The organism is [Clostridium] colinum, assembly GCF_940677205.1.
Lineage (GTDB): Bacteria > Bacillota > Clostridia > Lachnospirales > CAG-274 > Tyzzerella > Tyzzerella colina.
In genome coordinates this window covers 226,435-252,826 of sequence record NZ_OW712331.1, presented here as the reverse complement: position 1 = coordinate 252,826, position 26,392 = coordinate 226,435, and the positions used below count along the sequence as shown (strand labels likewise).

General features: G+C 26.8%; 28 protein-coding genes. 1 reads left to right on the top strand and 27 read right to left on the bottom strand.

The window, feature by feature from the left end:
• Positions 1-4: 4 nt before the first annotated feature.
• The 26 genes from NBW53_RS01125 to NBW53_RS01000 all read right to left on the bottom strand — a co-directional run bounded on the left by NBW53_RS01125 (position 5) and on the right by NBW53_RS01000 (position 23,855).
• Positions 5-1,234, bottom strand: coding sequence for an ABC transporter permease (locus NBW53_RS01125; protein WP_250278290.1), 1,230 nt, complete (start codon positions 1,232-1,234; stop codon positions 5-7).
• Positions 1,235-1,248: 14 nt separating this feature from the next.
• On the bottom strand, positions 1,249-2,469 hold the full coding sequence (locus NBW53_RS01120; RefSeq protein ID WP_250278289.1) for an ABC transporter permease: 1,221 nt from the start codon (positions 2,467-2,469) through the stop codon (positions 1,249-1,251).
• On the bottom strand, positions 2,469-3,176 hold the full coding sequence (locus NBW53_RS01115; protein ID WP_284345821.1) for an ABC transporter ATP-binding protein: 708 nt from the start codon (positions 3,174-3,176) through the stop codon (positions 2,469-2,471). The genes NBW53_RS01120 and NBW53_RS01115 overlap by 1 nt, the downstream gene beginning before the upstream one ends.
• A 15-nt stretch (positions 3,177-3,191) precedes the next feature.
• On the bottom strand, positions 3,192-4,613 hold the full coding sequence (locus NBW53_RS01110) for an efflux RND transporter periplasmic adaptor subunit (RefSeq protein WP_250278288.1): 1,422 nt from the start codon (positions 4,611-4,613) through the stop codon (positions 3,192-3,194).
• A gap of 71 nt (positions 4,614-4,684) precedes the next feature.
• The gene (ruvB, locus tag NBW53_RS01105; protein ID WP_250278986.1) at positions 4,685-5,683 is read right to left on the bottom strand and encodes a Holliday junction branch migration DNA helicase RuvB; all 999 of its coding nucleotides are present in this window, start codon (positions 5,681-5,683) and stop codon (positions 4,685-4,687) included.
• A 15-nt stretch (positions 5,684-5,698) separates the two neighbouring features.
• Positions 5,699-6,295 (bottom strand): Holliday junction branch migration protein RuvA, encoded by a 597-nt coding sequence (ruvA, locus tag NBW53_RS01100; RefSeq protein WP_250278287.1) that lies wholly within the window; start codon positions 6,293-6,295, stop codon positions 5,699-5,701.
• An 8-nt stretch (positions 6,296-6,303) separates the two neighbouring features.
• Complete coding sequence (locus tag NBW53_RS01095) at positions 6,304-6,483, bottom strand: DUF4250 domain-containing protein (RefSeq protein ID WP_250278286.1); 180 nt, start codon at positions 6,481-6,483, stop codon at positions 6,304-6,306.
• Positions 6,484-6,511: 28 nt separating this feature from the next.
• The gene (locus NBW53_RS01090) at positions 6,512-7,186 is read right to left on the bottom strand and encodes a Dph6-related ATP pyrophosphatase (RefSeq protein WP_250278285.1); all 675 of its coding nucleotides are present in this window, start codon (positions 7,184-7,186) and stop codon (positions 6,512-6,514) included.
• Positions 7,183-8,235, bottom strand: a complete 1,053-nt coding sequence (locus NBW53_RS01085; protein WP_250278284.1) for a pyridoxal phosphate-dependent aminotransferase — start codon at positions 8,233-8,235, stop codon at positions 7,183-7,185. The genes NBW53_RS01090 and NBW53_RS01085 overlap by 4 nt, the downstream gene beginning before the upstream one ends.
• A 4-nt stretch (positions 8,236-8,239) precedes the next feature.
• Entirely contained in the window at positions 8,240-9,193 is a 954-nt protein-coding gene (cbiB, locus tag NBW53_RS01080; protein ID WP_250278283.1) for an adenosylcobinamide-phosphate synthase CbiB, read from the bottom strand.
• Between the two features lie 9 nt (positions 9,194-9,202).
• A complete protein-coding gene (locus NBW53_RS01075) occupies positions 9,203-9,805 on the bottom strand; it encodes an HAD-IB family phosphatase (protein ID WP_250278282.1) in 603 nt (200 codons plus the stop codon).
• A 9-nt stretch (positions 9,806-9,814) separates the two neighbouring features.
• Complete coding sequence (locus tag NBW53_RS01070) at positions 9,815-10,339, bottom strand: cob(I)yrinic acid a,c-diamide adenosyltransferase (protein ID WP_250278281.1); 525 nt, start codon at positions 10,337-10,339, stop codon at positions 9,815-9,817.
• Positions 10,340-10,674: 335 nt separating this feature from the next.
• Entirely contained in the window at positions 10,675-11,139 is a 465-nt protein-coding gene (locus tag NBW53_RS01065) for a DUF5721 family protein (protein ID WP_250278280.1), read from the bottom strand.
• A gap of 71 nt (positions 11,140-11,210) precedes the next feature.
• Complete coding sequence (gene rnc, locus NBW53_RS01060; protein WP_250278279.1) at positions 11,211-11,882, bottom strand: ribonuclease III; 672 nt, start codon at positions 11,880-11,882, stop codon at positions 11,211-11,213.
• A 180-nt stretch (positions 11,883-12,062) separates the two neighbouring features.
• Positions 12,063-12,290 (bottom strand): acyl carrier protein, encoded by a 228-nt coding sequence (gene acpP / locus NBW53_RS01055; protein WP_250278278.1) that lies wholly within the window; start codon positions 12,288-12,290, stop codon positions 12,063-12,065.
• An 87-nt stretch (positions 12,291-12,377) separates the two neighbouring features.
• Complete coding sequence (gene plsX / locus NBW53_RS01050; RefSeq protein ID WP_250278277.1) at positions 12,378-13,391, bottom strand: phosphate acyltransferase PlsX; 1,014 nt, start codon at positions 13,389-13,391, stop codon at positions 12,378-12,380.
• Between the two features lie 147 nt (positions 13,392-13,538).
• Positions 13,539-14,279, bottom strand: a complete 741-nt coding sequence (locus NBW53_RS01045; protein WP_250278276.1) for a DUF1266 domain-containing protein — start codon at positions 14,277-14,279, stop codon at positions 13,539-13,541.
• Between the two features lie 26 nt (positions 14,280-14,305).
• The gene (locus NBW53_RS01040) at positions 14,306-15,730 is read right to left on the bottom strand and encodes a tetratricopeptide repeat protein (protein WP_250278275.1); all 1,425 of its coding nucleotides are present in this window, start codon (positions 15,728-15,730) and stop codon (positions 14,306-14,308) included.
• A 181-nt stretch (positions 15,731-15,911) separates the two neighbouring features.
• On the bottom strand, positions 15,912-16,091 hold the full coding sequence (rpmF, locus tag NBW53_RS01035; protein ID WP_250278274.1) for a 50S ribosomal protein L32: 180 nt from the start codon (positions 16,089-16,091) through the stop codon (positions 15,912-15,914).
• A 2-nt stretch (positions 16,092-16,093) separates the two neighbouring features.
• The gene (locus NBW53_RS01030; protein WP_250278273.1) at positions 16,094-16,588 is read right to left on the bottom strand and encodes a YceD family protein; all 495 of its coding nucleotides are present in this window, start codon (positions 16,586-16,588) and stop codon (positions 16,094-16,096) included.
• Between the two features lie 91 nt (positions 16,589-16,679).
• Entirely contained in the window at positions 16,680-17,867 is a 1,188-nt protein-coding gene (locus NBW53_RS01025; RefSeq protein ID WP_250278272.1) for an acetate/propionate family kinase, read from the bottom strand.
• Between the two features lie 25 nt (positions 17,868-17,892).
• Positions 17,893-18,891, bottom strand: a complete 999-nt coding sequence (gene pta, locus NBW53_RS01020; protein WP_250278271.1) for a phosphate acetyltransferase — start codon at positions 18,889-18,891, stop codon at positions 17,893-17,895.
• 114 nt (positions 18,892-19,005) lie between these two features.
• The gene (locus NBW53_RS01015; protein ID WP_250278270.1) at positions 19,006-19,995 is read right to left on the bottom strand and encodes a CheB methylesterase domain-containing protein; all 990 of its coding nucleotides are present in this window, start codon (positions 19,993-19,995) and stop codon (positions 19,006-19,008) included.
• A gap of 85 nt (positions 19,996-20,080) precedes the next feature.
• The gene (locus NBW53_RS01010) at positions 20,081-20,542 is read right to left on the bottom strand and encodes a chemotaxis protein CheW (protein WP_250278269.1); all 462 of its coding nucleotides are present in this window, start codon (positions 20,540-20,542) and stop codon (positions 20,081-20,083) included.
• A 17-nt stretch (positions 20,543-20,559) separates the two neighbouring features.
• Positions 20,560-22,893, bottom strand: a complete 2,334-nt coding sequence (locus NBW53_RS01005) for a chemotaxis protein CheW (RefSeq protein WP_250278268.1) — start codon at positions 22,891-22,893, stop codon at positions 20,560-20,562.
• Positions 22,894-23,042: 149 nt separating this feature from the next.
• Complete coding sequence (locus NBW53_RS01000) at positions 23,043-23,855, bottom strand: CheR family methyltransferase (RefSeq protein WP_250278267.1); 813 nt, start codon at positions 23,853-23,855, stop codon at positions 23,043-23,045.
• Between the two features lie 273 nt (positions 23,856-24,128).
• Here NBW53_RS01000 and deoD point away from each other — a divergent pair, with 273 nt between their 5' ends.
• Positions 24,129-24,830 carry a purine-nucleoside phosphorylase gene (gene deoD, locus NBW53_RS00995; protein WP_250278266.1) on the top strand — a complete coding sequence of 234 codons (702 nt, stop codon included), beginning with the start codon at positions 24,129-24,131 and terminating at the stop codon, positions 24,828-24,830.
• Positions 24,831-24,987: 157 nt separating this feature from the next.
• On the opposite strand, the gene NBW53_RS00990 is transcribed toward deoD, so the two are convergent.
• Complete coding sequence (locus NBW53_RS00990; protein ID WP_250278265.1) at positions 24,988-26,343, bottom strand: copper amine oxidase N-terminal domain-containing protein; 1,356 nt, start codon at positions 26,341-26,343, stop codon at positions 24,988-24,990.
• Positions 26,344-26,392: the final 49 nt, after the last annotated feature.

The window sequence follows — 26,392 nt, the reverse complement described above, 5'->3', positions numbered from 1 at the left end:
AAATCTATTCATATCTAAGTGCTTCTATTGGGTTTAGCTTAGCTGCCTTGCCTGCTGGATAAACACCAAATATAACACCAACTATTGTAGAAATAAGCATAGCTCCTATAGCTACTGGCATAGATATAGACGGTGTTACAAGCTCTACTCCTAATATTTTAGTAAAATGATCTTTTAAAGCACTTCCTAAAATAATACTAGCTAAATATCCTATCACTATACCAAAAATTCCTCCTAAAGTACATATAAATATAGATTCTATTAAAAACTGTATTTTTATGCTACTATTAGTTGCACCTAATGATTTTCTTATACCTATCTCTCTTGTTCTTTCTGTTACTGTTACAAGCATTATATTCATAACACCTATACCACCTACTAAAAGAGAAATACCTGCTACAAAACCTATAAATACTGTAAACATTTTTATAACTTTTTCTATATTTTTAACTTGTTCAATATTAGCTATAGCCATATATTTATCATCTGTTGTATTGTGATTAGCTGCTAATATTCTTATTATTTCATTTTTAGATCTAGTTAAATTTTCTGTATTATTTAGCTCTACATATATTAAATCTATTTGTTTAGTATCATATATATCTAAAGCTGTATTAATAGGTATAGGTATAATAGTTCCCATTTGCTTAGCATTTTTGTTATCTGTTACCCCTACAACTTTAAACTTATAATCTTTTTTATTTATATATAATTTTACTTCTTCACCCACAACATCTGCTCTACCAAAAACTTTTCTAGCCATATCTTCATCTATAATACAAACTCTAGCTTTATTTCTATTTTCTTGTTCAGTAAAAACTCGACCATATTTTATCCTAAAAAAGTTTTTTTGCATACGAGAAAAGTCTACATCTGACCCAAACATAGATACAACTTCTTGTTCTTCAGGATTTTTTAAAGTTATGCTACCTCTTACCTCTTTATAGCCAGATATATATTTTATGTTAGGGTGTTTTCCTACAACTTCTACATCACCTATAACAACTTTATCTTTTGGTGTAGTACTAGCACTCCAATTTTGCATAACTTGTATAGACTTAGAATTTAATACATCAAAAACACTTTTAATAGTTTTTTCAACACCTTTACCAAGTGCTGTTATTGTTATAACAGATGATACTCCTATTATAATTCCTATCATAGTAAGAAATGTTCTCATTTTGTTAGAAAAAACACTAGATATAGCAGCAGATATATTTTCAAATATACTCATATTATCACACTCCTTTATTCATATCTAAGCGCTTCTATTGGGTCTAACTTTGCTGCCTTACCAGCTGGATAAACACCAAATATTATACCTATCATACTAGATGTTATAACTGCACCTAAAACAACTGGGATAGAAACATCTGGTTTTAGTTTAGCTCCTACTATAGTAGCTATTTTACCTATAGAAAAACTACCTAAATATCCAAATAGTATTCCTATAACCCCACCTAATAAAGCAACAGTTATAGCCTCTATTAAAAACTGCATTTTTATATTATTATTAGTAGCCCCTAATGACTTTCTTATTCCTATTTCTCTTGTTCTTTCTGTTACTGTTACAAGCATTATGTTCATAACACCTATACCACCTACTAAAAGAGAAATACCTGCTACAAGACCAATAAATAATGTAAATATTTGAACAGTACCTGACATAGACTTAACTAACTCAAGATTACCTTGCACTCCATATTTTTTTTCTTCATTGTTATGATTTGCATTTAAAACTTTTATTATTTCTCTTTTAGTCTGTTCAAACTTATTACTATTTACAAGCTTTAAATCAATGCCTTCAAATGTTTGTGAAGGGTTATCTAAAAACTCCATAGCTGTTTCTACTGGATAATATATATTAGGTGTATAAAATCCTGTATTTTCTACTGAATTTATACCTATTATTTCTAAATTTGTACTTTTTATTTTTCCAACAACAGTTTCTATAGATATTGTTTCTCCTACTGCATCTTCTCTCCCAAATATTTCTCTTGCAAGATTATTATCTATAACACAAACTTTAGCTTTTGATTGTCTATCTTTTTCATCTATAAATCTTCCATATTTCATTTTTATTTTTTTTAAATTTTTTGCATCTTCATTTACACCATAAATAAAACAACTTTTTAAATTAGATGGGTCTTTTAACTTTACAGATACATTAGTAGAATATGATGGCATAACTGTATCTACATTTTTAATATCTTTTAGCCTATCTAAATCTTTTAAGACAAATTTATCTTTATCTCTTATTGTTTCGTCATATGCTGTAGTTACTGATATAGTACCTGTATCTATATCTGAAAATGTACTATTTACATTATTTTTAAACCCTTTACCTATGGCTGTTATAATAATAACTGACGTTATACCTATAATTATACCAAGCGTTGTAAGAAAAGTTCTCATTTTACTAGAAAGAATATTAAATATAGCCGACTTAAAATTCTCTATAATATTCATTAGTCTTCACCTACAATCTTTTGTGGTTGATTAAAATAATCTTCTAAAACAACTCCATCTTTAAAGCGAATTATTCTTTTTGTATATTCTGCAACATCTGGTTCGTGAGTAACCATAACTATTGTTACACCATTATTATTTAATTTTTGAAAAATTTCTATAATTTCAAATGTAGACTTAGAGTCTAAGTTACCTGTCGGTTCATCTGCCAATATTATAGCTGGGTCGTTTACAAGACTTCTAGCTATAGCAACTCTTTGCCTTTGCCCACCAGACATTTCGTTTGGCTTATGATGTTCTCGTCCTGATAAACCTACTATCTCTAAAGAATGTAGTGCTTTTTTTCTTCTTTCTTCTCTGCCAATACCAGCATATACCATAGGTAACTCTACATTTTGTAACGCCGATAATTTAGGTAAAAGATTAAAAGATTGAAAAACAAACCCTATTTTTTTATTTCTAACAAAAGCAAGGCGTTTGCCAGATATTTTGCTAACATCTTCACCATCTAATATGTAACTTCCTGATGTAAGTGTGTCTAAACACCCTAATATATTCATCATTGTAGATTTACCACATCCAGAAGACCCCATTATAGAAACAAATTCGCCTTTTTCAACACTAAAATTTATTCCTTTTAAAGCTTCTACCTCTATCTTACCATTTCTGTATACTTTTTTTACATCTTTTATTTCTAATATACTCATAAACTAGCACCTCCATTACATAATAATAGGACTAGCACCTTGTTCAGATTTACCTTGTGGTTGTACTGGTTGGTCTGTTGGTATAATTTTCATACCTTCTTTCATATTTTCTGTTGGCGAAAATACAACTTTTTCTCCTTCAGAAAGACCTTCTACTGATGCAACAGAGTTTTTAATAGTTTTTACTTTTACAGTTCTTTTTTCTAACGTTCCATCTTCTTTAACAACAAATACATATTCAGAGTTTTTATCATTTACTTTTTCTGACATATAAGACATAATAGGTATAACTAAGGCATTATCATCTATTTTTGTTGTAATAGTTAGATTTGTTGTATATCCTGTTTTTAAAGGTGTATTATTTGGCATAGATATTTCTACTTTTACTACACTTTTTTCACTACCGCCAATATTTTTAAGCTCTGCTAAAGGATATATTTTTGTTATTTTCCCTTTATATTCACCTTCTATACTTTCACTTTTTATAAGCACATCTTGACCTACTGCTACGCCTTCCATATCATATTCTGGTATGTTAGCTTCTATAATAACATCATTTAAATTTCCTACTTCCGCAACTATTTTACCTTCTGTTACCGCCTCACCATCTACAACGTGTAATTTTACTAATGTACCTGTTATAGGAGATATAGAAGCTGTTTCAAAATCATTTATATCTTTTGTAAGTTGATTTACTTTTAACTGTGCTTGTTCTACCATAACTTTTTGGCTATCTATTTTATTTTTTGTATTAGGGTCTGAAGCTTTATTTTTAGTGTTTTCATATTGAGCCTTATTTGCCTCTAATTGTTTTTTTGCAGCATCTAAGCTATTTTGATACCCTATTTTTTGATTTTTTAAAGTAGTAAGAGAAGTTTCAAATTTATCAAACTCAGACTTAGATATAGCTCCTTGAGAATATAATATATTAGCTCCATCTAAATCTGTTTGGGCTTTATTTATATCTTTATCTACTTGTATAAGATTATTTTCTAAATCTAATATATTTTTTTCAGATTGACTAATTTGAGATTCTAATTGTTTTAATTGACTTTCATCTGCTGGTAACATAAGCCCTTGTAATGTTAAGTTAGCCGATTGTAAAGAAAGCTTTGCATCTTCTAATTGTCTTTTTAATGTTTTTAAAGATGATTGGTCATACTGAACTAAAACATCACCTTTATTTACTGGGTCTCCCTCTTTTATAGGTCTACTGCTTACTTTACCTGAATTTTTAGCATACACTGATACTTTATCTCTAAAAGCAACTGTACCTTTCGCTTCTACAGTTGTTATCATTTGTTGAGTTTTAACATTATCCACTTGCACTGTTGGAATTGTTTCTACTTTTTTAGGCTTGATAACTGATTTTCCAACAGTTATCCCTGCTATACCTAGTATTATAACTCCCGCTATTATAGCAACTTTCTTTTTCATATTTCTGTCCTCCTAAATCTTCCTAAATCTTTTATATTATAATAATACGAGTGTTTTTTAAAAAAGTATTATTATTTGTCAAATTTTATCCCAAAATGTTTGTAACCTGTTTTTGTTATCTCTCTTCCTCGTGGTGTTCTTTTTATAAACCCTAATTGTATAAGGTATGGTTCATACACTTCTTCTATTGTATCACTTTCTTCACCAATAGACACTGCAAGGTTGTCTATCCCAACTGGTCCCCCTGAAAATTTTTCTATAATAGTTTTTAATATTTTTTGGTCTATCGGGTCAAGTCCTAGCTTATCCACATCTAATAAATTTAGTGTTTCATCTGCAACAAGCTTAGTTATTTTTCCGTCATATCTAACTTGTGCAAAATCTCTTACCCTTTTTAAAAGTCTATTAGCTATCCTTGGTGTACCTCTAGAGCGTCTAGCTATTTCTAATGCTCCTTCATCATCTATTTCTATGCCTAAAACATTAGCCGAACGTTTTATTATATGCTTTAGTTCTTCTTCATTATACATTTCCAAACGACTTATAACACCAAATCTATCTCTTAATGGATTTGTTAAAAGTCCTATTCTTGTTGTTGCTCCTATAAGAGTAAATTTAGGCAAATCTACCCTTATACTTTTACTTGTTGGTCCTTTGCCTATCATTATATCAAGAGAAAAATCTTCCATAGCTGGATATAACACTTCTTCTATTGTCCTATTAAGCCTATGTATCTCATCTATAAATAAAATATCTCCTTCATTTAAAGAATTTAATATAGCCGCCATATCTCCTGCTCTTTCTATTGCTGGTCCTGAGGTTGTTTTTATATTAACGCCCATTTCATTTGCTATAATATTAGACAATGTTGTTTTACCAAGCCCTGGTGGGCCATATAATAAAACGTGGTCTAAAGGTTCATTTCTCATTTTAGAAGCCTCTATATATACTTTTAAAGTTTCTTTTACCTTTTTTTGCCCTATATATGTATCTATAGATTGTGGACGGAGTTTTGTTTCTATCTCTATGTCTTCTTGCTTAAAATCTGATGTAATTATCCTATCTTTTATATTAATCACTCCCTCCTACTTAGATAATATTTTAAGACATAAACTTATCATTTTATCTACAGATATGTTTTTATCTTCTACATTATTTATTGCCTTTAATATTTCTTGTTTTGTAAATCCAAGTGCCGATAAAGCCTCTAATGTTTCTTTTGTAGTATCATTTTCTTCTATATCACTTACTACTTGTGGTTCTATGTTTATAGCCTCTAATATATCAACTTTATCTTTAAGCTCTAAAGCTATTCTCTGTGCTATTTTTTTTCCTATACCTTGTCCACTAGATAAAGCTTTTATATCTGATGTTATAATAGCTGATACTATTTCTTGTGGGCTCATTATGCTTAAAAGAGCTATTGCTCCTTTTGGCCCTACTCCAGATACTGTTATAAGTTTTTCAAAAATTTCTAACTCTTCTAAGGTTAAAAATCCAAAAAGAGAAATATCTCCCTCTTTTACATTCATAAATATATATAATTTTATATTTTCTCTATTTTTATATAGATAACTATATAATTTTTCAGAAACATTTATTTTATAGCCTATTCCATTATTTTCTATTATTATTAAGCCTTCTCTTAATATTTCTATATTTCCTTTTATAAAATTAATCATTTTTACACCTAAGCCTTAAACTGATTTTCATTAGCTATATATTTATAACCTATGTTAAAAAGTTTTTCTTCTATTTCTTGTTTGTCTACGTTATAGCTTTCACAAAAACTATCTAAGCTATCAAAATCATCTCTTAATTTTGTATTTATAAAGCTTAATAACATATATGGTTCTTTTGGTATATTCATAATTATTGCTCCTTAAAATGTTTTATATTTAATCTTCTTCTAAAATAGGTAAAATAGAATATCCTTTATCTTCTATTTTATCTCCTAGTTTAAATTTTACTTTTTCTTTAAATATAGGACCATCAGATGCAAAAGTATGATATTCTCCATTTTCGCCACATACATCTGCACCTTCTTTTTCTATTTCTTCACATACCTCTTTTGTCATAGTCATACCTAAAAATCTATCATCTAATAGTTTAGTATTTATAACAGTAAAAGTTGATGTAAACCCACTTTCTAAAAATTCATATACTAATTTTTTTCTATCTTCTAACCAAAGTGGAAAACAAGCTTCAAGCCCTACATTTTCACATCTTTCAGAACACCAGTCAAAATGTCCTTGTAAATCTATATCTCCAAATATACAAACCTCTGCACCTTCTTGTTTTGCTCTTGTAAGTGCTGTTTCAAAATTTTTAGCATATTCTTCTCCTGTTGTTTCTATAAGCCATACTGGTATATCTAAAGAATTAGAAACACTATCTAACACACCTTTAGGCACTCCGTGAAACCAAGATACATTTTTATCTTTATTATATGTTATTATCAAACATACTGGTTTAAGCCCTGCTTTTATAGCTCTATATATAGATAACATACTATCTTTACCACCACTATAAGATGCTACGAACTTTTTGCCTTTTAATTGCTCTTTTATCATTTTATCACCTTTCCTATTTTTTCTATTGCACTTATTAATTTTTTATTTTGTTCTTCTTTATATATTCCTATTCTAAAATATTCATCTGTAAGATTAGTATAATTATTACAATTTCTTATACAAATATTATATTCTTCATATAATATTTTATCAAAACCTTTATATGCCTTAAAAAATATATAATTTGCATTACTTCCTATTATCTTAACCCCTATTTTTATAAGACTATTTATTATTTTTTCTTTTTCTTTTTGTATATATGCTAAACTTTTTTGTAAATAAATACCACAATCTTTAATACAATATATACCCATTTCTTGTGCAAATATAGAAACAGGCCAGTCTGCCCCATAAAAATATAAGTTATCTATTGTTTTTAGATTAGATGTAAGACAATATCCTAACCTAAATCCTGCTAGTGCAAATATTTTCGTAAAAGCCTTTAAAATAATTAAATTTTTATAAGTTTCTATAAATTTTTTACTTGAATATTCATCATTTTTTTCTATAAAATCCATAAAACATTCGTCTATAAAAACATAACCTTTAGTAGATTTTAAAATTTCTTCTATAATGTTATTTTTTATTAATTGTCCTGTTGGATTATTAGGGTTACATAAAAATATTATGTCAAAATTTTCTTTTTTTACAATATCTATTATATTGTCTTTTAAATTAAATTCATCTTTTTCTAATAAAATATGCTTATATATTTCACAATCAACTGTTTTTAATGCTCTTTCGTAATCGGAAAAGGTTGGAGCTAATATTAAAGCTTTTTTAGGCTTTAAATATGATACTATTCTAAAAATTATATCTGATGCACCATTACTACAAAAAATATAATCTTTTTTTACATTTTCATATTGCTCAATAGCTATTCTTAGTCTTGTAGAAAAATTATCTGGATAAAAAATACTTTTATCTAAAGCATTTTTTAATATATCTAAGCTATTTTCTTTTAATCCCAAAGGATTTATATTTGCTGAAAAATCTATTATATCTTTATTTTTAAAAATTTCATTTCCACCGTGTTCATATTTATACATATTATCACCATATTAAAAATATTATTATTAACCCCAAAATACAAATTATTGTTGAAATATACATAAGTTTATTTGCTAAAACTATATCATACATATTTGCTTCTTTAATGCTATCACCTATTGTCTTTTTTTCTACAACCTTACCTTTGTATGTGCTTGTCCCACCTAGCTGTATACCTAAAGCTCCAGCACATACTGCCTCTGTATGCGCAGAATTTGGGCTTAAATGGTTATATCTATCTCTTATATAAATTTTTATTGCATTTTTAAAATCTAACCTAGCTATAAAACTTGCTATTATCATTAATATAGCAGATATTCTAGCTGGTATAAAGTTTACAACATCATCTAACTTTGCAGAAAATCTTCCAAAATATATAAATTTTTCATTTTTATAGCCTATCATAGAATCTAAAGTATTAATAGCTTTATATAACATACCTAAAGGGACTCCACCTAAAGCTAAAAATATTAAAGGTGCTATTACGCCATCAGATAAATTTTCAGATATAGTTTCTATAGTTGCCTTAACTATCTTTTCTTCAGATAAATTTTCTGTATCTCTCCCAACTATGTAAGATAAATATAATCTTGCATTTTGTATGTTGTCGTTTTTTAATTCTCTATATATTTTCATACTTTCTGTATAAAGACATTTTGGGGCAATTATAAAATAACACATTATAGCTTCAAATATAAATCCTAAATAAAAATTTATATTATAAAAAGTTTCAACTAAAAATTTAAACAATAAAAATACAAAAGAAACTATAAATATATTCATAATCATACCATATAAAAATTGTATTTTAGGTTTATTTATATTTAATTTATCATATATTTTTATACCTATATTATTTAAATATCCTAAAAACCTTATAGGGTGAAAAGGATTTTGTGGGTCACCCAAAATACAATCTATTACAAACCCAAGTATTATAGCATAGTTAACAACCATATCCACCTCTTATAATAAGCTATTTAAAAAATTATATACTTCTTTATCATCATAAAAAACATAATCTGCACTAGCTATTATTTTATCACTTAAACTTCTACATCCTCCAAATGCTATACCAACATTTGCTATTTTTAACATTTCTATATCATTATCTCCATCACCAATAGCTACAAATTTAAAATTAAAATTTTCAACTACATTTTTTTTATTAATAATGTTAGTTATTTTATATATTTTATCATTTTTAACTATTGCTTTACTAGAAAAATAGTTTTTTTCCATATTAAGTCTTTTTAAAATAGGCTTTATTATTATATCTAAGTTACTTGTTACAATAAAACATTTTTCTTTATTTTCTAAAATAAATTTTTCTATATATTCATTTAATTTAATATTTTCTACTATTTTATTAATAATGGGTATAGGGACACTTTTTAACATATTAATTCTATTTATAAAATTTTCTTCAAAATTTTCTTCACCTTTCATAGCTTTTTCTGTTAAAATTTGGATTTGTTCATATATCCCTATTTCATTAGCTATTATAGGTAAAATTTCTTGTTTTGTTATAGTAGAATCTAAATCAAATATAAATCTATAATCTGACATAAAGCTTACTTATTTTTCTATTCCAACACGAGCCATAACACCTTGTTTATAATAATGCTTTATTTCTTTCATTTCTGTAACTAAATCTGCTTTTTCTTTTACACTATCTAAAGCATATCTACCTGTTAATATAAGCTCAGCATTGGTAGGTTTTATATCTATTAAGTCTAATATTTGTTTTTCTGTTAAAATTTCCATATATACAGCTACATTTATTTCATCAAATATATAAATATCATATTCATTTTGTTTTAAAACTTCTATTGCTCTGTCATATCCATTATTTCCACAAGTTATATCATATTCTTTTAAGTTACCTTTTTTTGCAAATCCTTTTCCTGTTCCATATTGTTCAACAGTAACATTAGGTAAAAATTCTCTTATTGCTTTTATTTCGCTATATTCATCATCTTTCATAAATTGACCTATATATATTTTTTTGCCTGCTCCAGATGCTCTTAAAGTTAAGCCTAACATACAAGTTGTTTTACCTTTTCCATTTCCTGTATAAACTTGTAAATATCCTCTTTCCATAATTCTCCTCCTTTATTATCAATTTTATCTTTTTAAAAGGTTATAGACAAAATATTTTATGTGTAATTTTTTTATTTTTATGCTTTGCATAAAAAATTTATGCAAGGCATAAAATTTCTAATCACAATATGGGGCTTTGCCTCGTATTGTGTAAAAAGCTAGATTTATAGGAGCTTTAGCCCTTATGCGAATAAATCAGCTTTTTTTCATACAGTATTTCAAAAAAATAACAAGATTATTTTTTTGAAAGGTTGTAGACTTTGTCTACAACCTAAGGCTGTAGATAAAATCTACAGCCTCAGACAAGAATATTATCTTGACTTATATACTTTATTTTAATTCTCAATTGTTATATTTATACCATTTTTTTTGAAAAACTTTAAAATAATATCCTCCCATATTTTATCTTCTTTTTTATCTAAAGAAAATATCTTTTGACTAGTGCCTGTTGTACCAGTTATTGTGTTATTTTGATATATAATATTCAAAAACATAGCATTAGCATTCTCACAAAGTCCATTTACACTATTATCGTCTAAAGAAAATACTATTTTAAAGAATTTCGGCTTAATATTGCCCTTTATAAGACTTACAATATATGGTTTTAGCTCTTTCCATTTAACAAAATATCTTTCTTCATCTTCTTTTAAATAATCTTTATTTATATTTCCTAAAATATCATATTTTACAATAGTTTCTAAAGATATATTTCTAACTTCTAGTTTATCAAAACTATCTTCTTTTAAAAGTTTTTGCATAAAAATTTTTACTTCATCATTTTCAATAGAAAAAACTAACATATATTTCACCTCTAAACTATTATAGCAAAAAATAGCATATATAACAAGTATATATACTATTTTAATTGGTATTATCCTTCTAATAATTTTATTGCTTTAAAAGCCGCTTCTTGCTCTGCGTCCTTTTTACTTTTGCCTTGTCCTATTCCAAGTTGTTTATTGTTATGTGTTACTTTAACAGTAAAAATTTTATTATGAGCTGGTCCTTCTTCGTTTATTATCTCATATTTTATAGGCTCCGTACTATTTTTTTGTATAATTTCTTGTAAATATGTTTTACAATCGTTCATTTCAAATGTTTTTCTTTTTTCTGTTATTATATCTTCCATTTGTGTTAAAATAAATTTTTGCGCTTCTAATATATCATCTGAATCTATATATATAGCACCTATAATAGCTTCAAAAGCATCTGCTAATATAGAATCTCGTTCTCTACCACCTGTGAGCTCTTCGCCTTTACCAATCATAATATTTTGTCCTATATTTATATCTCTAGCTTTTTTAGCTAAAGACCCTTCACATACTATACTTGCTCTAAGTTTAGTAAGCTCTCCTTCAGATAATTCGCTAAATCTTGTAAAAATATGTTTGCTTATAACTACCTCTAAAACAGCATCTCCTAAAAATTCTAATCTTTCGTTGTTTTCTATTTTGTATTTTTTTTCGTGGCTAAATGATGTATGTGTTAATGCTGTTTTTAATAAATTTTTATCTTTAAAATCATACCCTATCTTTAAATCCATTTCTCCTCCTGTAATAAATCTTTCTTAAAAATAAATACACTATAAACTTTCATTAATAAACCTATAAAATATATTATTATTATTTATATTTAACAAAAATTTATTCTTTTATTATTACATAATTAAAGTGAGCCTAAACCATAAAAATTTAAGGTATAGCTCACCATTAAAATAATAAAATTATTTTGCAGCTTCTATATAATTCACTGCATCTCCAACTGTTTTGATTTTTTCTGCATCTTCGTTTTGAAACTCAATACCAAAGCTATCTTCTAAATCTGATATAATTTGGAATAAGTCTAAAGAATCCGCACCTAAATCATCAGCAAAAGTAGTTTCTAAAGTGATTTCATCTTCAGATATACTCATTTGTTCTGCAATGATTTCTCTAACTTTTTCAAATACCATATTGCATTTACCTCCTTATATTTTTTAACACATATAAATATACTAAATAAAATTAAATTTTACAAGTGTTTTTTTAAAAAAATTTTTTTAATTATTATCGTCTTCAATAGCTTTTTCTATTTTTTGAACAATATCTGATTGTATAAACTTATAGCATTGGTTAATAGCACTTTTAATTGCCTTTGCGTTAGAGCTACCATGTGCTTTAACAACAAGGGATTTAAGACCTAAAAATGGTGCTCCCCCAACCTCTGCATAATCAAACTTTTTCTTAACATTTTTAAAAGCTCCTTTAGATAAAGCCCCTCCAATAGAATATAAAATATTAGATGTTATTTCTTTTTTTACTATTTTTGAAAATGTTTTAACAATACCTTCAGATAATTTTAATATAACATTGCCAACAAATCCATCACATACAACTACGTCCGCATCACCTTCTGGTATTTCTCTTCCCTCTATATTGCCAATAAAATTTATATTTTTAGTTTGTTCTAAAAGCTCATATGCTTCTTTTGTAAATGTATCACCTTTTTCTTTTTCTTCTCCAACATTTACAATAGCAACTTTAGGATTAGATATATTCATTATATTTTCCATATATATTTTACCCATCTTAGCAAAATTAGGAAGATAACTAGGTTTACAATCCATATTAGCTCCTGCATCTATTAAAAAAGTATAACCATTATTAGCATTTGGTATAAGAGTAGCTAAAGCTGGCCTTTCAATACCTTTTATACGTTTTATAATAACTGTTGCACCTGTAAGTAAAGCTCCAGTGCTACCAGCAGATACAAAAGCACTAGCTTTTCCTTCTTTTAAAAGCTTTAAGCCCACAACAATTGAAGAATCTTTCTTTTCTCTAATAGCAGATGTAGGGCTTTCTGTTGTTTGTATCACTTGTGTTGCATTTTGTATCATTATTTGTTCTTTGTTATATTGATATTTAGAAAGCTCACTATTAATAATATCTTCTTTACCTACTAATATAAGTTTTATATCTTTATTATCATTAATAGCATCTATGCTACCTTTTATTATATCTTGAGGAGCATTATCTCCTCCCATTGCATCTATAGCTATTATATAATCTTTCATATTATCACCCAATATCCTTGTACTTTATTAACTATCAATATAAATTATACATTTTTAAATATAAAATATCAAGTATTAAGTTTTTATTATACTATAATATATTTTTCTAATAAGACTAAGTTTTAAATATAACCTACATAAAACTATTTACCACTCTCTTTTAAGCTCTAAGTTCCAATCTATATTGTAAATACTATCTGGTTGACTTTTTAGGTCTAGATATATTTTTATACGTTGGCTAGCATCTGATAATGGGTTACACATAAGCTCTTGGCTCCAATATTGATAGCCATCTAAATAGTTAAAAATTAGCTCATCCCAATTATTAAATTTAGCTTGTAACTTTTTACAAAGTTCTAATGCCATACTTAAAGCCTCTTCATAAGAAAGATAATCTACTACATATCCCTCGTGACATAAATATATTGCTCTAGAAAAATCCCAAGCAATAATAGGCTCATCACCATATTTTTTATTTTTTTGCCAAATATCATACATTATTAAAAATAAATTATGACTTTCTTCTTTATATTGTGGTAATATTTTTAAAATAAATTCATCTTTTGATTTACACTCTTTAATGCCCAACTGTTCAATAGTTTCTAAAAAATCATTATTATGTAAGCCATTTTTTAATTTTTCTATCATTTCTAATAAATCTTTACGGTTATATATACCCCACCATTTTTCAATAAGATCTTTTACTATTTTTTTATTTTTATCATTTTTTTCATAACCACTTATTACTCTTACATCTTGATGGTTTATCGTTGTTAAAATAGCATATGTTGCATTTTGCCAATATATAACATCAGAGATATTTTTTTCATTATAGTTGCTTTTATTATTATTTCTTTTAAAGTTAAATAATTTTTTAAATAAAGACATAAAGACCTCCTATTAATAATATACTGTTATATTTTATCATAGTCACTTTTAGCATTTTCTTCATCACCCAAAATTTCATAAACCCCTCCTCTAGCTTTATAAAATTCTGCATTATTAGGACTTAGCTCTATTGCTTTAGTAAAATCTTCTATTGCCTTATCATATTTCTCTATTTCAGTATAAACAATCCCTCTTTTATAATAATAAATTTCTTTATCACTTGGTATCATTTCTATTACTTTTGTAAGGTCTTCTATGGCTTTTTCATATTCTCCTAACCTTTTATACATAACGGACCTATTAATATATGCGTTATAGTCGTCCTTCATATCCATAAATTTTGTGTAATCTTCTATGGCTTTTTCCTCAAACCCATCTAGTGCATAATAACAATTTCCCCTCACAAAATAAAATTCTGCATTATTAGGGTTTAATTCTATTGCTTTAGTACAACTTTCAATTGCTTCTTCATATTTTCCTTGATTTAGATAAAAATTACCACTTTTAAAATAAACATATTCATCTAAATTTAGTTTTTTGGCTTTTTCATAATATTCTAAAACCTTAGAATACTCTCCTTTTTTATAATAGACATACCCTATGCTATAATAAACTTGTCCATTATTAGGATTTAAATCTATAGCTTTTTCATAGTCTTGTATAGCTTTTTCAAACTCGTTTCTTTCATTGTAAATATCTGCTCTTTTTATATAAGATTCTACGTCATTAGGATTTTTATTTAAAATTTCTGTATATTTTTTAATATCATCTTTTTGTTCTTGTATTTTTAAATACATTTTTATTTTTGGATAACAGTTTTCTTCATTTTCTCGGTCTAACTCTATTACCTTTAAATAATCTTTTCTAGCATTTTCATAATCATCTAAATTTTCATAACAAATTGCCCTCAAATGATAAAAAGTTTTACTTTTGTCATACATATTAATAGCAGATGTTAAACTTTTTATAGCTTCTTCATATTTATCTATATTAAAATATGTAACTCCTAATAAGTAATATACATCTGGACGTTCTTGTTTGCTTAAATATGTTTTTAAATCTTCAATAGACTTTTCATATTCACTGTTAAAAAAATAACTTTTGGCTCTATAATAATAACTTTCTTCATCATTAGGCTCAATCTGGATAGATTTTGTTAAATATTCTATACTTTCGTCATATTTTTCTAACATTTGATAAATATTACCTATCATATAATGGGTTGAATAGCTCTCGAAATTTAAACTTATTGCTTTTTTATAATACTTTAAACTTTCTTCATACTCTTCTAATTCATAATATGCACTTCCTATCATATGATATGTTAAATAATTATTAGGATTTAATTTTATAGCTTTTGTATAATTATCTATAGCTTCTTCATATTCTTCTCTATCAAAATACATATTACCTACATTGTAATAATCTTCATCATTAAAACTTGTACCCATAAATTACTCCTTTAATTATAATATAGTAAATTTTTAAATACACTATAAAACAAATTCACAATATAATATTAATTTTAATAAAAATACTTATCTTTTAATTAAATATATATAAAAATAAAACTAGATCTTAATTATATTTACTAAAAAGGCTAAAGACAATAAAGTCTTTAGCCTTAAAATATTAAGCTTCAATTATAGTTCTTTTATTGTAAGAACCACAAGATTTACATACTCTGTGACGTAACATTAAATCTCCACATTTTCCACATTTTACTAATGTTGGAGTAGAAATTTTCCAGCTTTGAGCTCTTCTTTTATCTCTTTTAGATTTAGACATTTTCCCTTTAGGACAAATAGACATAATTATACCTCCTTATTTTTAAAAAGATGTAAAAATTTTTCAAACCTAGGGTCAATATAATCCCTATCGCAACCACAGTCGCTATCATTAAGGTTATGTCCACATATATGACATAAGCCTTTACAGTTCTCGGAACATAAAGCTTTCATAGGTAAATTGAGCAAAAGATTTACTTTGATAGGTTCTTCTAGGCTTATGATGTTATCCTTGCTAGAAAACTGCCAAATTTCATCATCTTTTGTATCTTTACAAAAAATTTCTACCATATCAAACTCTATTTTTTTATGAAATTCTTTAAGACAAGAATTACAATTAAATGTTACTTTAGCTACAATACTACCTTCAAATGTATATTTACCATATGAATTAGTAATAGTACCTTTGCCTTGTACATATGCCTCTTGGTGATAGACTAAAGACTTAGGTAAGGTAATATTACCATCAAATTCAACCTCTTTGCTAAACCCATTATTAAGACTATCAACATTAATATTCATAAAAACACTCCTGTTCCATAACGAACAATAAAGATGGTTAAAAATAACCATTTATCAATAAAACACAACCTATATTATAAATGTTTATTTATTATTTGTCAAGAAGTTCTTTTGTATCTCTAGCTATAACAAGCTCTTCATTTGTAGGAATAACTAACACTTTAATTTTAGAATTAGGTACAGATATTACTAACTCTTGACCTCTTTTAGAATTTTGTTCTTCATCAAGCTCTATACCAAGCCAAGATAAATAGCTACAAATTTCTTTTCTACTATCTTTACTATTTTCACCAAGACCAGCTGTAAATACTATTGCATCTACACCATTTAAAGTAGATGTATATTCACCAATATATTTTGCTACTTTATAGTGGAATGTATCTAAAGCTATTTGTGCTCTTTTATTTCCTTGCTCTGCTGCACCTTCTATGTCTCTAAAGTCACTAGAAACTCCAGATAAACCAAGTACACCAGATTTTTTATTCATAAGCTCATCTACTTGTTTGTTGTTTAAACCTTCTTTTTCCATAATAAAAGATACAACAGCTGGGTCTATATCTCCACATCTAGTACCCATAACAAGACCTTCTAAAGGTGTAAAGCCCATACTAGTGTCCATACATTTACCACCATTTATAGCTGCAACACTACCACCATTACCTAAATGGCAAGTAATTATTTTAAGGTCTTTTATATCTTTGCCTAAAACACTTGCTGCTCTTTCAGATACATATTTGTGGCTTGTACCGTGGAAGCCATATCTACGGATTTTATATTTTTCATATAATTCATAAGGTATACCATAAAGATATGCTTTTTCTGGCATAGTTTGATGGAATGCTGTATCAAAAACTGCTACTTGAGAAACACCAGGTATTAAACTTTCACAAGCTCTAATACCCATAAGATTAGCTGGATTATGAAGAGGTGCTAAATCTATACAATCTTCAATAGCTTTAATAACTTCATCTGTTATAATAACAGATTTTGCAAAGTGTTCACCACCGTGAACAACACGATGACCTACTGCATTTATTTCTTTAATATCTGATATAACACCGTGTTTTTCATCTAATAAAGCATCTATAACCATTTTGATTGCATCTTCGTGGTTTTTCATCTCTTTTTCTACTTCATATACTTCTTTACCTTTATGTTTAAGTCTACCATCAATTCCTATTCTTTCACATAAACCAGATGCTAAAGGAGTTTCTGTCGTCATATCAATTAATTGATATTTTAAAGATGAACTCCCACAATTTAATACTAAAACTTTCATTTTTATACCTCCAAAATATTAATTATTATTTTTGTTGTTGTGCTTGAACAGCTGTAAGTGCAACAACCCCAACTATATCTTTATCGCTACACCCTCTAGATAAGTCGTTTACTGGTTTTGCAAGACCTTGAGTCATAGGACCATAAGCATCTGCTTTTGCAAATCTTTGAACTAATTTATATCCTATATTACCTGCATCTAAATCTGGGAATATAAGAACATTAGCTGTTCCTGCTACTTCACTATCTGGTGCTTTAGTTTTTGCAATTTCTGGCACAATAGCAGAGTCTAATTGGAATTCTCCATCTATGATAAGGTCTGGATGTTCTCTTTTAGCAATTTCTAAAGCTTTTAATACTTTATCTACGTCTGGGTGGCTTGCGCTACCTTTTGTAGAATGTGATAATAACGCAACTCTTGGTTCTTTACCAGTAAAGTTTTTAAAAGATTGTGCTGAGCTTTTAGCTATTGCACTTAATTCTTCGCTTGTAGGGTTTTGGCATAATCCACAGTCACCAAATACAAATACACCGTTTTCGCCATATTCACAATTTGGTACTATCATTAAGAAAAATGCTGATACAGTTTTAACACCTTCTGCAGTTTTTATTATCTGTAATGATGGTCTTAAAACATTTGCAGTAGAATTAATAGCACCAGCAACCATACCATCTGCTAAATCACATTTTACTAATAATACACCAAAATATAAAGGGTCATTTAAAAGTATTTCTTTAGCTTTAGCTTCGTCAATACCTTTAGATTTTCTAAGTTCTACAAACTTATCTATTAATACGTCTATTTTTTCATAGTTATTTGGGTCTATAATAGTTGCCCCTGATATATCTAAATCTCCGGCTTTAGCTAATATTTCATCTTTATTACCTACTAATATAATATTAGCAATATCTTCTTTAATAATACTTTGTGTTGCCTCTAATGTTCTTATCTCTAAAGACTCTGGCAAAACAATTGTCTTTTTATTATTTTTAGCAATTTTTTTGATATTTTCTAAAAAATCCATTTTAATCCTCCTTGTGTAAAAACATATTTATGTCGCTATATGTCATTTTATAATACGATATAAAATATATTATAATGCTTTTTGCATATATATACAACATAAATTTTAATTATTTTAAATATTTTCCATTATTAATTTAGGTATATTTTCTAAAGAAGCTTGTAATAAAACTCCTCCTATGTCATTTGCTGCCTTAGGCATACCATAAACAACACAACTTTCTTTGTCTTGACCGATTGTAAATCCACCTTTATTTCTTATATTTAATATTCCTAAAGCTCCGTCATTGCCCATACCAGTTAATATGGTAGCTACAACATTAGGGGCATATTCTGCAACACTTTCAAATAAAACATCAACAGAAGGCATATGCCCATTTACTTTTTCTTCTTTTTTACAAGATATATACATATTTTTGTTACGTTTTATAACTCTCATATGATGTCCTCCAGGAGCTATATATGCCACACCATATCTTAATATGTCACCATCTTCTGCTTCTTTAACTTTCATTTTGCAAATTTCATTTAGCCTACTAGAATACATTTTTGTAAATCCTGGTGGCATATGTATGACAATTAATACAGGCGGTATATCTTGATTTAAAGTTGTTAGTATAGATTGGACTGCCTCTGTTCCACCAGTTGATGCACCAATAGCTATTATTTTATTAAAACTTTTATTTGATTCAACTTTTTTTATCTTCGAGTTTATTATATTTGCTATCTCTACTGACTGATTTATTTTTGTTATTAAAGATTTTATAAATACTTTATATTCTGTACTTGTGGGTTTTTGCTTCAAAATAATATTAGCCATAGCTCCTTTTGTCATAGCAAAAAAGTTTATATTACTATCTTGCCCAACACAAATCCAATTAACCTTAATTTCATAAAAAAAATTTATTATATCGTATGAGCGTTCTTTGTTTTGATGTGGTATTTGTACAATAAAAATTTCATTTTTAGAATTAGTATATTTTTTAACTTGAGATAAACTGTTTATACATTCTTTAATATTTAACTTATATAATTCTAAACTTTTTTTTGTAACATTTAAAAATTGTATAGATTCTGAAAATAAAACAATCTTCGGTTGTCGCAAAATATCACCTCATTAAATAATTATATATTTATTTTATTATTTAAGCTCTGATAAAGTTAATATTTGCTTCATCAGAGCTCCCTTTTTAACAATATAAAAATTTATCAAGGTCTAATAAAAGTTGTACTTCATCGTTCATTTTGCCAATTGCTTTTATAAATTTATTTTGATATTTTAACTTTGCATTAGGTGGTGAAGATATAAAGTTTCTAGGTATATATAATACTTCATTTACTGTATCTACAATAATACCTATTTGATTATCTTCATATTCTATAATTATTATACAAGTAAACTCATCATACGGTCTTTCTTCTTTATTAAATCTTATTCTTACATCTATAACTGGTATAATAGACCCTCTAAGATTAATTATACCTTTTATAGCTTCTGGATTTTCTGGCATCCAAGTTATAGCTGGTACTGGTATTATTTCTATAACGTGACTTATATCAATACCAAAAATTTCATCTTCTATAATGAATGTTAAATATTTATTTTTAGTAGTATCATTTTGTGATTCATTCTGATATAATTCATTTTCCATTTTTCTATCCCCCTATATTAGTTATCATAAAATCCTGCAACATCTACTATTAAAGAAATATCACCATTTCCAAGAAGAGTACAGCCACTTATTCCTTTTACTTTTTTAATATACTTAGGTATACTTTTTACAACAACTTGTTGCTCTCCTATAAGCTCGTCAACAAATAAACATACTGTTCTACCTTCCATTTCAAGCCTAATAACCACACCTTCTTCAATATCTTTAATATCTGTTGGCGCATTAAAAAAGTCATATAATCTAACTAAGTTGAAAACATCATCTCTAAGAGTTATCATTTCATTACCATCTGGGTCTAAGAAAATATTTTCTTTTTTAGTTTTAAATGTTTCTTGTATAGCTGCAATTGGTATAGTATATTTAGCACCACCCATACTAATAAGCATACCTTCAATAATAGCAAGAGTTAAAGGTATTTTAAGTATAGTAGTAGTACCGTATCCTTGTTCACTTTCTACAATAATACTACCTCCAACAGCTTCTATATTAGCAGTAACAACGTCCATACCAACTCCACGTCCAGAATAGCTTGTAACGGCTTCTTTTGTTGATAAGCCTGCGTGGAAGATAAGTTGATATATTTCTCTATCTGTATATTCTTCTTCTGGTTTTTTAAGTATTCCGGCAGATTTAGCTTTTGCCATAACTTTTTCTTTGTTTATACCAGCTCCATCATCTTTAACACTTATTAATATTTCGCCACCAGAGTTTCTAGCTTCTAATTTTATTACACCTTTTTCATCTTTACCTGCTTTTATTCTATCTTCTGGTAATTCTACACCGTGGTCAACAGAGTTTCTTATTATGTGCATAAGAGGGTCTGCTATATGTTCAATAATATTTTTATCTACTTCTGTGTCTCTACCTTCAATGATAAGCTCAATATTTTTACCAAGTGCTTTACACATATCTCTAACTATTCTTTGCATTTTAAAGAATGTTGCATCTAATGTTACCATACGCATACTCATAACACTATCTTGAACATCTTTTATAATTTTTCTAAGTTGTCTAGCAGATTTATTAAAGTTTTCAAGCTCTAATCCATCAAGGTCTGGATTTTGTGTTGTCATAGCTTCAGATATAACAAGCTCACCCATAAGGTTTAAAAGTTGGTCTAATTTACCGATGCTAACACTTATCATTTGAGATGAACCTTGTTTTTTATTAGCTTCTTTGCCCTTGTCACCATCTTTTGCCTTTTTAGGTTGTTTTTTAGGCTCTTCTTTAGGTTGTTCTTGTGCTTTTTCTTTAGGTTGTTCTTGTACTTCTTGTTTATCTTCTTGTTTAGGTTCTTCTTCCATTTCCATTTCTTCAAGATATAAAGTTTTTAAAAACACTGTTTGGCTAAGCATTTCGTGCACTTCTTCATATTCTTTATTTATGCAAAATGTAATTTTAAATCCTTTATCTCTAATTATTTCTATAGAATCTTCTGATATAACATCACTTGGCTCGTGAGTGATATTTTCTGCAATAGCTTGTAAATTGTGTACGATAGTATATGAACGAATATTTTCCATTTCACAACCATCATCAAAATATATTGTAGCTTTATATTTTTTAAGTACATAAGGCTTAAGCTCAAAATTCTTTAAATATATAGTAGAATTTATAGTTTCGTGTATTTGTTCATATGGTAAATCTGTTGCAATAACAAACTTAAAGCCTTCTTTTTTAATAATTTCTTCAGATTTTTCATCTGTAACATCTTTAGGTATAGTATTAACTATTTCTCCAAAATCTTTTAAATTATTTATAACATTAAAAGACCTTATGTTTTCCATACCACTTTCATCTTCAAAATAAAGATGACATTCAAATTTATTTTCAAAATTTAAAGCTTCTGTTTTATTTTCTTCTTTGCTCTCTACAACAGTTTCTTGTTTAGTATTATCCCCTTTTTCTACTAATTCTTGTGGTGCATCTTCACCTTTTAAAACACATAAGAAAGCTTTTATTCTTTTTATGACTTCACTTGGGTCTGTATCTGCCTCACCACCATCTGCTATTTTAGCAAGTTCATTTTTTATAAAATCCATACCTTCAAGCACTAAGTCTGTAAGGTTAGAATAGTCTACATCTGATGGATTTTCTTCTCTTAAAAAGAAAAATAAGTCTTCAATAGCGTGTGCTGTTTTAGATACATTGTCATACATCATCATAGCTGCCGAGCCTTTAACTGTATGCATTATTCTAAATATTTCATTAATATTATCCATAGAATAGCCATCTTCACACTCTATTATTAATTGCTCCAACTGGTCTAAAAGTTGGTTCATCTCAAATATAAACATATCTAGCATAGATTCTCTAGAAAAATCTGCCACCTTAATCAATCCCTTCTATCTTTAATAACTTAAAATAATTTATGTTAATCATAATATGCTTTTAATAAAACATCAAATTAATAAAAATATTAAATATAATATTTCTTTTATAATTATACCAAAATTTTTAAAAAAATCAAACTATGTTATTATTTTTTTCTATACACTGCAGGCATAATATATTCATAATCTGTTTTTATATTATTTAGTGTTTCAGAATGCCCTATAAAAAGATATGCACCTTTTTCCGATGCGTCATAAAATTTTTTAATAAGTTTAGTTCTTGTTTCATCATCAAAATATATCATTACATTTCTACAAAATATAACTTGAAATTTCTTTTTAAATGGAAATTTAGGTTCCATTAGATTAAATTTTCTATAAGTTATTTTACTTTTTATACTATCTACAACACTAACTTGTTTATCATTTATATCATAAAAATAATTTTTTTTCCATTCTTCACTAAGCGGTTTTATTTGGTCCTTAGTGTAAACCCCTTTTATTGCCTTTTTTAACACCTGAGAAGATATATCTGTTGCTAAAAGCTCTGTATCCCAGTTTCCTTTATTTTTAAAATAATCTGTTAATATCATCTCTAATGTATAAGACTCTTCTCCAGACGAACAACCAGCACACCATATTCTAACGTCTTTATTTTTCTCATTAGACTCTATGTATGGCAAAACTTTTTGTTTTAAAAAGTCAAAATGGTCAATTTCTCTCATAAAAAAAGTATGATTTGTAGTCATTTTATCTATAAAAGTTATAGCTGCATTGCCTGTTTTATCTTTTGTTAAATACTCATAGTATTCTGTAAAGTTTTTTAGTCCATTTTTGTCTAAAATACTTTTTAATCGAGAATAAACTAGAGATTTTTTATCCCCATCCATATTAATACCATAATTATCTTTTATATAATTACTAATAAGTAAAAACTCTTTATCTGTCATTTCCTGCATTTAACATCACCCAATTTTCTTTTTTAATTGTTATAATAATTATACATAAAATTAATAAATATGTCGATAGTTATATCAAATATTTTTATTTTTTTATATATATTTTTATTTTATGCCAAAATTTGTATAATGTACATTTAATAACTTTTATTTTTAATCTAATCAAACCTTTTAAGTATTATACATAAATTTTTATTTTTTAATATTTAGATTGAAAAATAATATTTTTTATTATATAATTTAATAAAAATATACATTTAAGGAGATGATTATATGCAAAATACACCACATATAAACCAAACTAATGAAATAGCAGAAACTATATTATTGCCTGGTGACCCTTTAAGAGCAAAATTTATAGCTGAAAACTTTTTAGAAAATCCTGTACAATTTAATGCTATTAGAGGTGCTTTAGGATTTACTGGTACATATAATGGTAAAAAAATCTCTGTTATGGGTACTGGTATGGGTATGCCAAGTATAGGTATATATTCTTATGAGCTTATTAATACATTTGGCGTAAAAAATCTTATAAGAATAGGCTCTTGTGGAGCACTTAGCAAAGATTTATCTGTATATGATATAGTATTTGGTATGGCTGCTTCAACAGATTCAAATTTTGCAAGTCAATATCAATTACCAGGTACATATGCTCCTTGTTGTAGCTATACTCTTTTAGAAAAAGCTAAAAACATAGCAGATAGTAAAAATATTCCAGTTCATATTGGTAACATTTTATCTACAGATGTTTTTTATTCAGATTTTAAAGATGTTCATAATTTATGGGCAAAAATGGGTGTATTAGCAACAGAAATGGAAGCTGCAGCTTTATATATGAATGCTGCAAGACTTGGTGCTAATGCTCTTTGTATCTTAACAGTTAGCGACCATATAATGACTGGGGAAGAAATATCTGCTGAAAAGCGTGAAAAATCATTTACAAAAATGATGGAAATAGCTTTATCTATGGCTTAATTTATAATAAAATATAAATATTAAAATTAGACTAATATCTTTTATTTAGTCTAATTTTTTTATAAAATAAATCTATTTATCTTTATATAATATATAAATTTTATAATAAAATAAAAAGCTATCTATAAAATAGATAACTTTTTATTATTTTATCTAACTATTTAGCATTAAAAATTGTTTGTTCTGCTTCATTTAATATTTTATCAAAATCTTCATATTTAGTTAAATCTTCATTAAATTCTTTAACAATTGTATTTCCAATATCTTTATATTTTACATAAGTTTCTGAACTAATTTTCGCTTTAACAAGTTCAGAAGAAACATCTGAATAATCCATATTTAAATTTAATTTACAATCTAATGGTTGATTTTTACTATCTACAGTAAAGATAATATCTGTATTTTCTATTTTAATAGCTTTTAAAGCTTCTAAATCTGTTTCATCTAAACCAAACTCTTTTGAAAATTCTTTAATAAAATCAAAGGCTTTGTTTAAATCTACATTAAACATATATTGTTTATTACCATTTTCTAAATTTTTAAAACTACCATCTAATATAAATTCTTCATTTAAAAGATTATTAACATTCATATTATTAGACATTTGTATAGCTTCTTCAATGTTTAAATCCATTTTATATTTTTGCTCTTGTCCACTTTCATTTACTTTTACATATAATTTATTATCTTTAAAGAAACTTTTTTGTTCGATAGTTTCTTTTTCTCCCATAAGCTCTAATGTTATTTTTTGTTCTGAATACAAACCAGGTTTTTCTTTATTAATATCCATATTTGTTGTTCCAGATATATTTGCTTTCATAGCTAAAGTATTAGTATTATCAGATATAGTAAAGTCCATATTGCTATTTAAATCAATAGTAGCATTTTTAATATTTTGGTTAGCTTCATTTATTTGTTTGTATGCTTCTATAGCCTGAGCTTTATCTAACTTAGTAAATCCTTCTAATTGTTTTAAATCTTTTTTGTTATATTCTACGTTATATCCAAGATTTTTAACAAAATTTACTGGTATATAAGCTTTACCATCAATAATTAGTGGACAAACTTTTTTATTATCTTTATCAATATCAACAATGTTTCCATTTACACTAGCTTTATTATTGTCAATTGGTAATTGTATTTTACCATTATCTAAAACTACTATTTTACTTTCAGCTATATAATCTAATTTTAAGCTTAAAGCATCTGCTAATTCTCTAACTGGTATATAATTATTATTTTCATATACCACTTCACCTTTATTAACCTCTAACTTTTTACCATTTACTAAAATATTTGGTACATTATCTGATACAGAAATATTACCTTTTTCTCTAACTAAATTTACCTTATTTTCTTTAATCTTTATAGCTTGTTCAATTTTTAGGTCAGTATTGGCAAAAACATTTGCCCCAGAAGTAAAAATTATCGTAGATGATAAAATAACTGCAATAAATTTTTTTATAAAATTGCACTCCCTCTTTTTTAATTTAATATATATTAAATTTAGCATAATTTTTTATCAAAGTCAATACTGTTGTCGAATTTTGTAAATAATTATT

Excerpts from the sequence above, each read along its gene's own strand:
- NBW53_RS01125 (WP_250278290.1), bottom strand. The coding sequence starts at position 1,234 with ATGAGTATATTTGAAAATATATCTGCTGCTATATCTAGTGTTTTTTCT.
- NBW53_RS01120 (WP_250278289.1), bottom strand. The coding sequence starts at position 2,469 with ATGAATATTATAGAGAATTTTAAGTCGGCTATATTTAATATTCTTTCT.
- NBW53_RS01115 (WP_284345821.1), bottom strand. The coding sequence starts at position 3,176 with ATGAGTATATTAGAAATAAAAGATGTAAAAAAAGTATACAGAAATGGT.
- NBW53_RS01110 (WP_250278288.1), bottom strand. The coding sequence starts at position 4,613 with ATGAAAAAGAAAGTTGCTATAATAGCGGGAGTTATAATACTAGGTATA.
- ruvA (WP_250278287.1), bottom strand. The coding sequence starts at position 6,295 with ATGATTAATTTTATAAAAGGAAATATAGAAATATTAAGAGAAGGCTTA.
- NBW53_RS01095 (WP_250278286.1), bottom strand. The coding sequence starts at position 6,483 with ATGAATATACCAAAAGAACCATATATGTTATTAAGCTTTATAAATACA.
- NBW53_RS01090 (WP_250278285.1), bottom strand. The coding sequence starts at position 7,186 with ATGATAAAAGAGCAATTAAAAGGCAAAAAGTTCGTAGCATCTTATAGT.
- NBW53_RS01085 (WP_250278284.1), bottom strand. The coding sequence starts at position 8,235 with ATGTATAAATATGAACACGGTGGAAATGAAATTTTTAAAAATAAAGAT.
- cbiB (WP_250278283.1), bottom strand. The coding sequence starts at position 9,193 with ATGGTTGTTAACTATGCTATAATACTTGGGTTTGTAATAGATTGTATT.
- NBW53_RS01075 (WP_250278282.1), bottom strand. The coding sequence starts at position 9,805 with ATGTCAGATTATAGATTTATATTTGATTTAGATTCTACTATAACAAAA.
- NBW53_RS01070 (WP_250278281.1), bottom strand. The coding sequence starts at position 10,339 with ATGGAAAGAGGATATTTACAAGTTTATACAGGAAATGGAAAAGGTAAA.
- NBW53_RS01065 (WP_250278280.1), bottom strand. The coding sequence starts at position 11,139 with ATGTTAGTTTTTTCTATTGAAAATGATGAAGTAAAAATTTTTATGCAA.
- rnc (WP_250278279.1), bottom strand. The coding sequence starts at position 11,882 with ATGGATTTAAAGATAGGGTATGATTTTAAAGATAAAAATTTATTAAAA.
- acpP (WP_250278278.1), bottom strand. The coding sequence starts at position 12,290 with ATGGTATTTGAAAAAGTTAGAGAAATCATTGCAGAACAAATGAGTATA.
- plsX (WP_250278277.1), bottom strand. The coding sequence starts at position 13,391 with ATGAAAGATTATATAATAGCTATAGATGCAATGGGAGGAGATAATGCT.
- NBW53_RS01045 (WP_250278276.1), bottom strand. The coding sequence starts at position 14,279 with ATGTCTTTATTTAAAAAATTATTTAACTTTAAAAGAAATAATAATAAA.
- NBW53_RS01040 (WP_250278275.1), bottom strand. The coding sequence starts at position 15,730 with ATGGGTACAAGTTTTAATGATGAAGATTATTACAATGTAGGTAATATG.
- rpmF (WP_250278274.1), bottom strand. The coding sequence starts at position 16,091 with ATGTCTATTTGTCCTAAAGGGAAAATGTCTAAATCTAAAAGAGATAAA.
- NBW53_RS01030 (WP_250278273.1), bottom strand. The coding sequence starts at position 16,588 with ATGAATATTAATGTTGATAGTCTTAATAATGGGTTTAGCAAAGAGGTT.
- NBW53_RS01025 (WP_250278272.1), bottom strand. The coding sequence starts at position 17,867 with ATGAAAGTTTTAGTATTAAATTGTGGGAGTTCATCTTTAAAATATCAA.
- pta (WP_250278271.1), bottom strand. The coding sequence starts at position 18,891 with ATGGATTTTTTAGAAAATATCAAAAAAATTGCTAAAAATAATAAAAAG.
- NBW53_RS01010 (WP_250278269.1), bottom strand. The coding sequence starts at position 20,542 with ATGGAAAATGAATTATATCAGAATGAATCACAAAATGATACTACTAAA.
- NBW53_RS01000 (WP_250278267.1), bottom strand. The coding sequence starts at position 23,855 with ATGCAGGAAATGACAGATAAAGAGTTTTTACTTATTAGTAATTATATA.
- deoD (WP_250278266.1), top strand. The coding sequence starts at position 24,129 with ATGCAAAATACACCACATATAAACCAAACTAATGAAATAGCAGAAACT.
- NBW53_RS00990 (WP_250278265.1), bottom strand. The coding sequence starts at position 26,343 with ATGCTAAATTTAATATATATTAAATTAAAAAAGAGGGAGTGCAATTTT.